9 protein-coding genes and 2 pseudogenes are annotated in these 10831 nt (G+C 71.6%); 6 read left to right on the top strand and 5 right to left on the bottom strand.

The window, feature by feature from the left end; translation table 11 throughout:
* A pseudogene (locus G3I40_RS47775) lies at positions 1–160 on the top strand (TetR/AcrR family transcriptional regulator); the annotation flags it as partial.
* On the opposite strand, the gene G3I40_RS42415 reads toward G3I40_RS47775, so the two are convergent.
* Positions 153–1838 (bottom strand): ABC transporter family substrate-binding protein, encoded by a 1686-nt coding sequence (locus G3I40_RS42415; protein ID WP_164560118.1) that lies wholly within the window; start codon positions 1836–1838, stop codon positions 153–155. The pseudogene G3I40_RS47775 and the gene G3I40_RS42415 sit on opposite strands and share 8 nt — an antisense overlap.
* Positions 1839–2030: 192 nt before the next feature.
* Here G3I40_RS42415 and G3I40_RS42410 point away from each other — a divergent pair, with 192 nt between their 5' ends.
* The 3 genes from G3I40_RS42410 to G3I40_RS42400 are packed head-to-tail and all read left to right on the top strand — an operon-like array spanning position 2031 to position 5947.
* Complete coding sequence (locus tag G3I40_RS42410) at positions 2031–3014, top strand: ABC transporter permease (protein ID WP_164560117.1); 984 nt, start codon at positions 2031–2033, stop codon at positions 3012–3014.
* Between the two features lie 13 nt (positions 3015–3027).
* Complete coding sequence (locus G3I40_RS42405) at positions 3028–3933, top strand: ABC transporter permease (protein ID WP_164560116.1); 906 nt, start codon at positions 3028–3030, stop codon at positions 3931–3933.
* On the top strand, positions 3926–5947 hold the full coding sequence (locus tag G3I40_RS42400) for a dipeptide ABC transporter ATP-binding protein (RefSeq protein ID WP_203645821.1): 2022 nt from the start codon (positions 3926–3928) through the stop codon (positions 5945–5947). The genes G3I40_RS42405 and G3I40_RS42400 overlap by 8 nt, the downstream gene beginning before the upstream one ends.
* Positions 5948–5966: 19 nt before the next feature.
* Here the strand turns inward: G3I40_RS42400 and G3I40_RS42395 are convergent, their stop codons facing one another.
* The 4 genes from G3I40_RS42395 to G3I40_RS42380 form a co-directional block, all read right to left on the bottom strand.
* Complete coding sequence (locus tag G3I40_RS42395) at positions 5967–6290, bottom strand: multidrug efflux SMR transporter (RefSeq protein ID WP_164560115.1); 324 nt, start codon at positions 6288–6290, stop codon at positions 5967–5969.
* A gap of 118 nt (positions 6291–6408) precedes the next feature.
* Positions 6409–7419: a ribosome small subunit-dependent GTPase A gene (gene rsgA, locus G3I40_RS42390; RefSeq protein WP_164560114.1), complete on the bottom strand. Its 1011-nt coding sequence runs from the start codon at positions 7417–7419 to the stop codon at positions 6409–6411.
* Between the two features lie 13 nt (positions 7420–7432).
* Positions 7433–8797 carry a 3-phosphoshikimate 1-carboxyvinyltransferase gene (aroA, locus tag G3I40_RS42385; RefSeq protein WP_164560113.1) on the bottom strand — a complete coding sequence of 455 codons (1365 nt, stop codon included), beginning with the start codon at positions 8795–8797 and terminating at the stop codon, positions 7433–7435.
* A 36-nt stretch (positions 8798–8833) separates the two neighbouring features.
* Positions 8834–9535, bottom strand: coding sequence for a M50 family metallopeptidase (locus G3I40_RS42380; RefSeq protein ID WP_164560112.1), 702 nt, complete (start codon positions 9533–9535; stop codon positions 8834–8836).
* Positions 9536–9588: 53 nt separating this feature from the next.
* Between G3I40_RS42380 and G3I40_RS42375 the strand changes: the two genes are divergently transcribed.
* Complete coding sequence (locus tag G3I40_RS42375) at positions 9589–10416, top strand: SOS response-associated peptidase (RefSeq protein ID WP_164560111.1); 828 nt, start codon at positions 9589–9591, stop codon at positions 10414–10416.
* 113 nt (positions 10417–10529) lie between these two features.
* Positions 10530–10831, top strand: a pseudogene (locus G3I40_RS42370) (hydrolase); the annotation flags it as partial.

The following is a 10831-nucleotide window of genomic DNA, read 5'->3' as shown; positions in this document are numbered from 1 at the left end:
GGGCGTGGCCACGGCACAGGCGGAGGCGCTGGCGCGGGAGTGCGAGCTGGCGGTGCGGCTCGCGCTGTCGTGCGTACTGGTGCCGCCCGCGGACGGCGCGGTCGCGCGGCTGGTGCGCGAGGCGATCCGCGCGGGGCACGAGCCGGGACGTGCTACTTGAGCCAGCCGATCTTGGTGTAGTCGCGGCTCGCGAGCCCTTCCGCGCCGTAGTTCGCGAGGCCCGAGCGGACCGCGACGATCTGCGGGCGCTGGTACAGCTCGATGGAGTGGCCGAGCTTCCACAGCTCCTTGTCGGCCTCGTTGTAGAGCTTGTTCGCCTCGGTGGTGTCGACGGTCTGCTGGGCCTTCTTCAGCAGTGCGTCGATCTTCGGGGAGCCGATGGAGCCGTAGTTCTGGAAGAGGTTCTTGCCCCGGGGCTGGACGAAGGTGGGGGTGACGACGCTCTTGAAGACGGCGTCGACGTTGCGGAAGCTCGTGAGGTCGAAGTTGCCGGTGTTCACGAACTTCGTGAAGTAGTCGTTCGCCGGGACCTTCTTCAGCGTGATCTTGATGCCGACCGCCGCGAGCTGCTGCTGCACCAGCTCGGCCTGGTCGACCTGCGCCGAGGAACTGCCCGCGCTCAGCGTGTACTCCAGCGTGAGCTGCTTGCCGCCCTTGGTGCGCGGCTCGCCCTCACCGGACGACTTCCAGCCCGCCGCGTCCAGTAGCTTGCCGGCCTTCTCGGGGTCGTACTTCCCGTACTCGCCCGCATTGCTCCGGTAGCCCTCCTGGTTGGGCATGAAGAGGTGGTTGTCGAGCGGCTTCAGCTCGAAGGAGAGGTCCTTGCTGAAGGCGGTGTTGATGCCCTTGCGGTCGATCGCGTTGCCGAGCGCCTGGCGTACGCGTACGTCCTTGAGCGGGCCGCGCGCGCCGTTCAGCGCGATGTGCACCTCGTCCCAGCGTGCGCCGCGCCGGATGTCCGTCCCCGGCGCCTTCACGAGGCGCTTGTAGTCCTCGGGCAGCAGCGCCGTCGCCGAGTCGATCTCCTTGTTGAGGTACGCCTCGGTGGACGCCGTGAAGTCGATGGTGCGGTAGACGACCGAGTCCAGCTTGGGCTTCGGGCCCCACCAGTCGGGGTCGGGCACGATCGTGATCGTCTGCGCCGTCTTGTCGATGCTCTTGACCTTGAAGGCGTTCGCGGTGACCGGCAGCTGCTGCGTCCACCCCTTGTTGAACTTCTCCGGGGTGTCGATGTACGCCGCCGGGTACACCGGGTCGAACAGGTTCTGCCACTCCGCGTACGGCTTGTCGAAGGTGATGCGGACGCCGTGGGCGTCCTTGCCCTGCTCCACCTTGGAGATCTGCTCGTAGCCGTCGGTGACGGCCGCCTCGTAGTCCTTGTCCTCGCCGTTCAGCGCCTTCCACTGAGCGGCGAAGTCCTTCCAGCTCAGCGGCTTCCCGTCGGACCACTTGGCCTTCGGGTTCAGCTGGTACTCGACGACCTGGGGGTCGGTGGAGACGACCTTCGCCGAGGTGAGGAAGTTCGGGTTGGCGTGCTGGGCGCCCTTGGCGTCGTTGTCGAACAGGTCGGGCAGCAGTGCCCCGTCCACCTCGGTGGCGTCGCCCTGGAAGCCGTCGGGGGTGTTCCAGTTGAAGTTCGCGGGCCAGGTCGACAGGCCCATCTTCAGCGTCCCGCCCTGCTTCAGGTCGCTCACCGGATGCGCGTTGACGTCCTGCCCGTCCACCGCCGGCGCGGCCTTCTTCTTCACCGGCTTGCCGTCGTCGGACGACCCGCAGCCCGCGACCACCAAAGTGGCCGACAGGGCAGCGGCTAGGGCGGTGACGGCGGTTCTGCGCATGGTGGGACTTCCTCCGGGTCGTGCGCGGCCGGATCTGCGGCCGCAGTCGGCGAGACCGTAAGCCCGCGGAAGTCGCCCGTGGAAGGGCTCTCCGGAGATGACATGCGCTCTTCACAATGCGGCAACAGAACGCGCTCATGCTTACTGCTGCAAGCCGATGACCTGCAGAAACGAAAGACGGGGGCGGAACGGGTGTGGGGTTACCTGGCGAAGCGGATCGGCTATTACGCCGTCCTGCTCGCCGTCGCCGTCTGCCTCTCGTACCTGATCGCGTCGCTGGCCCTGGACCCGCGCGCGTACTACGAGGGCCGCCAGCCGCCGCTGTCGCCCGCGGCGGTCGACCACCACCTGACCGCGATGGGCGTCAACGACCACCGGGCGCTGCCCGCCCGCTTCCTGTCCTGGGCCGGGCACGCCGTGCGCGGCGACCTCGGGCAGACCATCGACGGGGCGTCCGTGAGCGACGAGTTCGGGCGGCGGATCGGGGTCAGCCTGCGCCTGCTGCTGCTCGGCACGATCGCGGGCACCGTCCTCGGGGTGCTCGCGGGGGCGTGGACGGCGGTGCGCCAGTACCGGCTCTCCGACCGGGCGCTGACCGTCGCCTCGTTCGTGCTGCTCTCCACGCCGGTGTTCCTGCTGGCCGTGCTGCTCAAGATCGGGGCGATCTGGTTCAACCAGCGCACCGGCACGGACGTCATCCAGTTCACCGGCGAGAAGAGCCCGGGCGTCGACTCCGGGTTCTGGGCGGTGCTCAAGGACCGCTCGGTGCACCTGCTGCTGCCGACGGTCTCCATCGCGCTCGGCGCCGTCGCCTCCTACAGCCGCTACCAGCGCTCCTCGATGCTCGACGTGCTCGGCGCCGACTATCTGCGCACGGCCCGCGCGAAGGGCCTCACCCACCGCAGGGTGCTGCTGAAACACGGCCTGCGCACCGCCCTCATCCCCATGTCCACCTTCTTCAGCTTCGGCTTCCTCGCCCTGTTCACCGGCGCCACCTTCACCGAGACGATCTTCGGCTGGCACGGCATGGGCGAGTGGTTCGTCTCCTCCATCGGCAAGAACGACGTCAACTCCGTCGTCGCCGTCAACGTCTTCGCCGCGGTGGTCGTGCTGCTCTCCGGCTTCCTCGCCGACGCCCTGCACGCCGCCCTCGACCCGCGCGTACGCCGCGCCTGAGTGACCAACTGCCATGACAGCCACCCTTGTTGAGCCGACGACCGTCGCCCGCCCCCGCGGCCGCGCCTCCGTCGTCGCGCGCCGCTTCCTTCGCCACCGCAGCGCGCTGGCCGGAGCCTGCGTCCTGCTGCTGCTCGTCGCCCTCGCCGTGTTCGGCCCGCACCTCACCCCGTGGACGTACGAGAAGGTCGACTACACGGCGCTGCGCGCGGCGCCCTCGGCCGACCACTGGTGGGGCACCAACCGCATCGGCCAGGACGTGTTCGCGCAGACCGTGCGCGGGCTGCAGAAATCCCTGGTCATCGGGGTGCTCGTGGCCCTGTTCTCGACCGGGCTCGCGGCGTTCGTCGGGGCGTGCGCCGGGTACTTCGGGGGGTGGTCCGACCGCCTGCTGATGTTCGTGGTCGACCTGCTCCTCGTCTTCCCGTCCTTCCTGATCATCGCGATCGTCTCGCCGCGGCTGCGCGGCGCGGGCTGGTTCGCGTTCGTGGGGCTGCTCGCCGTGTTCGGCTGGATGATCACGGCCCGGGTCGTACGCTCGATGACGGTCTCGCTGAGGGAACGCGAATTCGTGCGCGCCGCCCGGTACATGGGCGTCGGCCCCTTCACCGTGATCCTGCGGCACGTGCTGCCGAACATCGCCTCGTTCCTCATCATCGACGCGACCATCGCGGTGGGCGGCGCCGTCATGAGCGAGACGGCCCTGTCCTACTTCGGGTTCGGCGTGCAGGCGCCGGACGTCTCGCTCGGCACGCTGATCGCCTCCACGACCGGGGCCGCGATCACCTACCCCTGGATGTTCTTCTTCCCGGCGGGCCTGCTGATCGTCTTCGTACTCGCGGTGAATCTGGTAGGCGACGGGCTGCGCGACGCGCTCGATCCGTCCGCCTCGGGAAAGGGCGCGCGCCGTGCTGCTTGAAGTGACCGACCTGCACGTCGAGTTCGACGGGAAGCCCGCGGTGCGCGGCGTCGACCTGAGCCTTCGGCGGGGCGAGGTGCTGGGCCTCGTGGGGGAGTCGGGCTCCGGCAAGTCCGCGACCGCACTGGCGCTGCCGGGACTGCTGCCGGCGAACGCGACCGTACGAGGATCGGTGCGCCTCGACGGACAGGAACTGGTCGGGGCGGGCGACCGGGAACTGTCGCGGGTGCGCGGCGCGCGGATCGGCATGGTCTTCCAGGACCCGCTCTCCGCGTTCACGCCCGTCTACCGGATCGGCGACCAGATCGCCGAGGCCGTCCGCGCGCACCGCGACGTCTCCCGGGAGGCCGCGCGGGAGCGGGCCGTCACCCTCCTCGACCTTGTCGGGATACCCCGGGCGCGGGAGCGGGCCGACGCCTACCCGCACGAGTTCTCCGGCGGCATGCGGCAGCGCGCGATGATCGCGATGGCCATGGCGAACGACCCGGACGTCCTCGTCGCCGACGAGCCGACGACCGCGCTGGACGTGACGATCCAGGCCCAGATCCTCGACGTGCTGCGTACGGCCCAGCAGGAGACGGGCGCCGCGATGGTGCTGGTCAGCCACGACTTGGGAGTGGTCGCCGGGGCCGCCGACCGGGTCGCCGTGATGTACGCGGGCCGGGTGGTGGAGAGCGGGCCCGTCGACGAGGTGTTCCGGGCGCCGGGGATGCCGTACACGCTGGGGCTGCTGGGCGCGGTGCCGCGCATCGACGAGGCGGCCCAGGTACTGGTGCCGGTGCCCGGAGTGGCGCCCGGGGCGGGGGAGTCGGTGCAGGGGTGCGCGTTCGCGCCGCGCTGCCCGCTGGTGGAGGAGCGGTGCCGGAAGGGCGTGCCGCGGACGGAGGCGGTGGGGCCCGCGCACACGGCGGCGTGTCTGCGCTCCGGGGAACTGGCGGGACGCACGCCCAGGGACGTGTTCCCGGTGCCCGCGATCCCGGACCGCGCGTGCCAACCGGCGGGCGGCACACCGGTGTTGACGGCCCGCGGGCTCACGAAGACCTTCCCCGTGTACAAGGGGTCCGCCGTCCGGCGGCGGATCGGCAGCGTGTACGCCGCCGACGGCGTCGACCTGGACATCGCGCGCGGCGAGACGCTCGCCCTGGTCGGGGAGTCCGGCTCGGGCAAGTCGACCACGCTCTTCGAACTCCTCGAACTGAAGCGGCCCGAGGCCGGCGACATCGAGCTGTTCGGACAGCCCGTCGCCGCACTGGACAGGGCGCAACGGCGGGCCGTGCGCCGGCGCGTGCAGATCGTGTTCCAGGACCCGATGGCCTCGCTCGACCCGCGCATGTCCGTCGGCGACATCGTCACCGAGCCGCTGCGCGCCCAGGGCGTCGGCCGGCGCGGCGCCGCGCGGCGCGGGCCCGGACTCCTCGAACTCGTCGGGCTCGACCCGGCGCACGCCGAGCGCTATCCGCACGAGTTCTCCGGCGGGCAGCGCCAGCGGATCGGGATCGCGCGTGCCCTGTCGGTCGAGCCGGAGCTGCTCGTGCTGGACGAGCCGGTGTCCGCGCTGGACGTGTCGGTGCAGGCGGGCGTGCTCAATCTGCTGAGCCGGCTGAAGGCGGAGCTGGGACTCGCCTACCTGCTCGTCTCGCACGACCTGTCCGTCGTACGGCACATCGCGGACCGGGTCAGCGTCATGTACCTCGGGCGGACCGTGGAGTCGGGGCCCGTCGAGGACGTCTTCGCGCGGCCGCTGCACCCGTACACGCAGGCGCTGCTGTCGGCGGTGCCGGTGCCGGACCCGCCCCGGGAACGGGTGCGGCGGCAGGAGCGGATCCTGCTCGCGGGCGACCCGCCGAGCCCCACGGTGCGCCATGCGGGATGCCGGTTCCGGGGGAGGTGCCCGGTGTACGCCGGGCTCGGGGAGGACGGGCGCGGCCGGTGCGAGGGCGAGGTGCCGGCCGCGCCGGACGCCGAGCGGCACGGGGCCGCGTGCCACTTCCCCCGGGTGCGGGACGTGGTGTGAGCGGCCGGGTCCGGACGCCTCAGTGCGCGGACCCGGACAGCTGCAGCCCGATCACGCCCGCGACCACCAGGCTGATCGAGACGATCTTGAGGGTGGAGACCACGTCGCCCAGGAAGATCATGCCGTAGATCGCGGTGCCGGCCGCGCCGATGCCCGTCCACACCGCGTACGCCGGACCCACGTCGAGCTTCTTCAAGGACAGGGTCAGCAGACCGAAGGAGCCCAGCGCGAAGCTGGCGAACGCGATCGTCGGCCACAGCCGGGTGAAGCCGTGCGACAGCTTCAGACAGACGGCGAAGCCGGTCTCCAGGAACCCCGCGACGATGACCAGCAGCCACGCCATGTGTAGTGCCTCCCGCGTTCCACTGATCTCGTACGGCTTCGATCTTGCGTCCGGCTTGGTGCGATTATGCCCTTACCGGCGCGGCAAGGCAGTAGACAAGACAGAGGTGGCTCGCCGGTCAGTCGCCCTCGCGGCGCTCGCGCGTGGCCAGCAGCCGGCGCAGCGAGTACAGCCGGGCCGGGTCCGCGTGCCCCGCCTCGACCCAGGCGTCCAGGGCGCACTCCGGCTCGTCGTGGCTGCACGCGCGCGGACAGTTCTCGGTGCCGGGCTCCAGATCGGGGAAGGCGTGGATGACCCGGGACGGGTCCACGTGGTGCAGGCCGAACGAGCGCACGCCGGGGGTGTCGACCACCCAGCCCGCGTCGTCCGACAGCGGCAGGGCCAGCGCCGACGTGGTCGTGTGGCGGCCGCGGCCGGTCACCGAGTTCACATGGCCCGTCGTGCGCCGCTGGTCCTGCGGCACCAGCGCGTTCACCAGCGTCGTCTTGCCGACGCCCGAGTGGCCGACGAACGCGGTGATCTTGCCGTCGAGCTGCTCGCGGACCCGCGCCACCGCCGAGCCGTTCTCCAGCTCCTCGCGGCTCGTCACCACGTAGGGGATGTCGATGTCCCCGTACAGCTCGAGGAGCTTGTCCGGGGGTGCCAGGTCCGACTTGGTGAGGACGAGCAGCGGGGTGAGCCCGCCGTCGAAGGCCGCCACCAGGCAGCGGTCGATCATGCGGGGGCGCGGCTCGGGGTCGGCCAGGGCCGTGACGACGGCGAGCTGGTCGGCATTGGCGACGACGACGCGCTCGTACGGGTCGTCGTCGTCCGCCGTGCGGCGCAGCACCGAGGTGCGCGGCGCGATGCGGACGATGCGGGCGAGCGTGTCCTTCTTCCCGGACAGGTCGCCGACGACGGCCACCTGGTCGCCGACCACCGCGGCCTTGCGGCCCAGCTCGCGGGCCTTCATCGCGTGCACCGGGGTGCCGTCGATGAGGACGGTGAGCCGGCCCCGGTCGACGGTGAGGACCATGCCCTCCGCCGCGTCCTCGTGCTTGGGCCGGATGTTCGTCCGCGGACGCGTGCCCTTGCGGCCGGGGCGCTGGCGGATGTCGTCCTCGTCGGTGTGCTTGCCGTAGCGGCGCATTGCTCTACGTTCCCTACGGCCTGGCGCCCTTGACGCGGTCTTTTCCGAGCATGGCGGTCCACATGTCCGGGAAGTCCGGGAGGGTCTTGGCCGTCGTCGCCACGTTCTCGATCTGTACGCCGTCCACGGCCAGGCCGATGATCGCGCCCGCCGTCGCCATGCGGTGGTCGTCGTACGTGTGGAAGATCCCGCCGTGCAGCCGGCGCGGGCGGATGTGCAGGCCGTCGGCCGTCTCCGTCACGTCACCGCCCAGCTCGTTGATCTCCTTGGTGAGCGCGGCCAGGCGGTCCGTCTCGTGCAGCCGCAGGTGCGCGACGCCGCGCAGCGTGGAGGGACCGTCGGCCAGGGCCGCGACCGCCGCGATGCCGGGCGTCAGCTCGCCTACCTCGCTCAGGTCCACGTCGATGCCGTGGACGCGACCCGAGCCGGTGAACTCCAGGCCCTGGTCGGTGAGTGCGCAGGCGCCGCCCATCTGCGTGAAGATGTCGCGCAGCGCGTCACCGGGCTGCGTGGTGTGCTCGGGCCAGTCCGGGATCGTCACCTTGCCGCCGGTGATCAGGGCCGCGGCCAGGAACGGCTGGGCGTTCGACAGGTCCGGCTCGATGGTGATGTCGCGGCCGAGCAGGGCGCCCGGGGTGACCCGCCACACGTTGGCCTCGCCGCCCGACTCCGGGGTGTCCACCTGGGCGCCGACCGCGCGCAGCATGTCGACCGTCATCCGGATGTGCGGCATGGAGGGCAGCGAGGAGCCGGTGTGGCGGACCTCGACGCCCTGGTTGAAGCGCGGCGCCGACAGCAGCAGGGCGCTGACGAACTGGGAGGACGACGACGCGTCGATCTCGACCGGGCCGCCGTCGAGCGCCCCGCCGCCGTGCACCGTCAGGGGCAGTGCGCCGCGGCCCTCGTCGTCGATCCGGGCGCCCAGCGCACGCAGCGCGTCGATCACGCCGTGCAGTGGACGCTCGTACGAACGGGGGTCGCCGTCGAACCGGATCGGCCCGTCGGCGAGCACGGCGACCGGCGGCAGGAAACGCATCACCGTGCCGGCGTTGCCGACGTCGACCGTGGCCGGGCCCTGGAGCCCGGAGGGGATGACGCGCCAGGCCTCGCCGGAGCCGTCCGGGCCGCCCGCCACGGAGGAGCTCGACGACACCGTCTCCTCGATGCCCACGCCCATCGCGCGCAGCGCGCCCGCCATCAGCAGGGTGTCGCGGGAGCGCAGCGGGCGGCGCAGCCAGCCCGGCTCCGCGGCGAGCGCGGCCAGGACGAGTGCCCGGTTGGTGACGGATTTGGACCCCGGCACCTGGACGGTGGCGTCGACGGCTCCGCCGGCGAGAGGGGCGGGCCACAGGGCGGTGTGGGCGGGGTTCGAGGTCATGCCTTTACTTTAGTGGGCCGGTACGGAGCCACCTGTTCACAGGCCCAGCAGCCAGCGACCCCCGCCCAGCAGTGAGCACAGTGAGACGGCGTGGAAGAAAAAGAACCACATTCCCGCGGGCACGTGCGTGAGGCGGGAGAGCTGGTCGGCGTCGGAGTCGCCGGCGCCGCCGCGGCGGCGCTTCGACTGGAGCTCGAAGGCCGGACGGACGCCTCCCAGGAGCAGGAACCAGACGACCGCGTACGCGAAGGCCGCCTGGATCTGCGGGCCGGCCAGCCAGGAGACCAGCACGAACGCGCCGCCGGTGACGACGACCGTCAGCACGCCGTACGCGTTCCTGATCATCACCAGCATCGCCACCAGCAGCGCCGTCGCCAGCCAGAGCAGCAGGGTGATGTGGCCGCCCGCGAGCAGCGCGGCGCCGCCGAGGCCGAGCAGCGGCGGGGCCGTGTAGCCGGCGGCGGCGGTGAGGACCATGCCGAGGCCGGTCGGCTTGCCGCGGCTGACCGTGAGGCCGCTGGTGTCCGAGTGCAGCCGGATGCCGTCGAGGCGGCGGCCCATGAGCAGGGCGATCAGGCCGTGGCCGCCCTCGTGGGCGATGGTGATGGCGTTGCGGGAGAGGCGCCAGATGTTGTGCGGGGCGATCGCGGCGAGCGCGACGACGCCGGTGGCGATGACCACCCACTGGTCGGGGTCGGACTGGGTGCCGACGATGCGGTCCCAGAGGCTGGCGTCCATGTGTTTCCCGGCTCCGGTTCGATGGGGGGCGTGTTTCTGGCACTGTGGCACGTATGTGCGGACGGTATGCATCGAGTCGTAGGCCCGAGGATCTCGCAGGAATCTTCGAGATCGAGAAGTGGGAGCCGGAGGAGGCCTATGAGCCCGACTTCAACGTGGCTCCCACCAAGGAGGTCTACGCCGTACTCGACCGCCCGCCCGTCTCCTCGGTGAAGGACGCCCAGGGCCCCCGGCCGGTTCGCCAGCTGCGCCGGCTGAAGTGGGGGCTCGTGCCCTCGTGGGCCAAGACGCCCGAGGGCGGGGCCCGGATGATCAACGCGCGGGCCGAGACGGTGCACGAGAAGCCGTCGTACCGGCGGGCCTTCTCGGCCCGGCGCTGCATCCTGCCCGCCGACGGCTATTACGAGTGGGTGACCGGGGACGCGGAGCGGGAGCTGGAGGTCGAGGGGAAGAAGAAGCGGGCGCGCAAGCAGCCGTACTTCGTGACCCCGGCGGACGGCTCCGTGTTCGCGATGGCCGGGCTGTACGAGTTCTGGCGCGATCGCACCCTGCCCGACGAGCATCCGCTGGCCTGGTGGGTGACGTGCTCGGTGATCACGACCGAGGCGGAGACCGCCCCGCTCGGGGTCGCGCCGAAGGAGGGCCCGCGCTCGCTCGCGGACATCCACCCGCGGATGCCGTTGATGCTGACCGCCGATCGGTGGGACGACTGGCTGGATCCGGCGCGGACCGACGTGGACGACCTGCGGTCGCTTCTGGCCCCGCCGCCGGAGGGGCTGATGCGGGCCTATCCCGTGTCCACCGCCGTGAGCAACGTGCGCAACAACGGGGCCGAGCTGGTGCACGAGCTGGACGGGCCCGAGGTGGGGACCCTGTTCTGAGCCGACCCCGGCCCTGCCCCTGATCACCCGCCATCGGACGGAGCGCGCACGACCCCCGCAAGGCGGAGGCCGTGTCGGAGCCGCGCGCCGGTGGGGTGATGCACCATGACGGAGTGACCCGTACCGAGATCGTTCCCACGGAGACCGGTGACGCCCGCGTCACCTGGCACCCGGCGAAGAAGCCCCGTCTCGTCCTCGCCGTCAGCCATGGCGCCGGTGGCGGCATCGAAGCCCGGGACCTGCAGGCCCTCGCCGGGGTGCTGCCCGGCGAAGGGGTGAGCGTCGCTCTGGTGGAACAGCCCTGGCGGGTCGCCGGGAAGAAGGTGGCGCCCGCGCCGAAGACGCTGGACGCGGGGTGGCGGGGGCTGTGGCCGGCGGTGGCGGGGCGCGGGGTGCCCGTGGTCGCCGGCGGACG

This window comes from Streptomyces sp. SID14478, from assembly GCF_010548525.1.
GTDB lineage: Bacteria > Actinomycetota > Actinomycetes > Streptomycetales > Streptomycetaceae > Streptomyces.
This window is presented reverse-complemented; position numbering and strand designations above follow the sequence as displayed.